1 protein-coding gene is annotated in these 1,168 nt (G+C 64.6%); it reads left to right on the top strand.

What is annotated here, in order from left to right:
• Positions 1-576, top strand: a 576-nt coding sequence (locus tag AC1D00_RS42060) for a lytic transglycosylase domain-containing protein (protein ID WP_477014769.1), incomplete at its 5' end; no start/stop codon positions are given.
• Positions 577-1,168: the final 592 nt, after the last annotated feature.

Genomic DNA, 1,168 nt, shown 5'->3' with positions numbered 1-1,168 from the left:
GCCGAGACCTGGCGCCAATACGGGCCGCTGTTCCGCAAGCATTCCACCGCGACGATCACGCCCGAATTGCTGGCCGCGCTGGCGCAGGTCGAGACTTCAGGGAATCCCGTGGCGCGCACCTACTGGCGCTGGCGGTGGAGCCTCAATCCCCTGGCGATCTACCGGCCCGCCTCCAGCGCCGTCGGCCTCTTCCAGATGACCGATCCGGCCCTGGCTGAAGCCGCACGGTTCTGTGTGCGCGGCAACGCGGTCACGGACACCGGCTGCGGGTCTCCCTTTCTCTACATCCGCGCTATCCCGAGCCACGCCATCGAGCTGGCGTCGGTGTATCTGGACCGCCAGGTGGCCATGGTTCTCGGCCTCGCGGGCGATGTGAAGGCGAGCGCGCAGCAGAAGCAGGATCTGGCCGCCTTCATCCATCTCTGCGGCGCAGGTCCCGCCGCGGCCTATGCGCGCCGCAAGTTTCAGATGATACCAGGGGAGCGCTGCGGCGATCACCTCGTCGCGGGCTATGTCGCCAGGGTCAGCGCGATGAGGCGGCAGTATCTGCGGCTGGCGGCGGATGACGACAATTGATCCGTAGGGTGGGTTAGCCCTGCAGATGCGCGAAGCGCGTCTGCTGGCGTAACCCACCTCTTTGGTTTCCGCGCAGGCAGAAGTGGTGGGTTACGCTTCGCGACCTGCGCTTCGCGCAGTCGCTACGCTAACCCACCCTACACACTGACCAATGCCGCATCCGCCAGTGGCCCTCACCACCAGTATGGCCACCGCCAGCCCTCATAGCGAACATATGACGGCACCAGCGGCGGGCCGTAGGGATCGACCCGGTCGTCTTCAGGGCGATAACGATAGCGTGGAACGACATTGTAATCCCACGGCGTTGGCCTGAGCACCGGCGCCGTGACGACAAGCCTCTCCTGTGGTGCACGGACGTGCGCCGTCCGCGGTCGGGCTTCAGCGCCTGAGATCCCGAGGTTGATCAGGATCATCGACGTTGCGAGAGCGCACTCGAGCGTCTTTTTCTTCTTGAGTTGGGCTCCTTGCGAAGAGAGTGCAAAATGACTCAAGGCTAGGCTAGCTAATTCGGCTCATGACGGGTCGCCGGGGCGCTACCTATCCCACGTTCGTCGTGCCGTTGGGTACCGTCAGTGCATGGACTTCAGTCCCC

The sequence above is a fragment of the Bradyrhizobium sp. P2_E8 genome, assembly GCF_056403875.1.
This window is presented reverse-complemented; position numbering and strand designations above follow the sequence as displayed.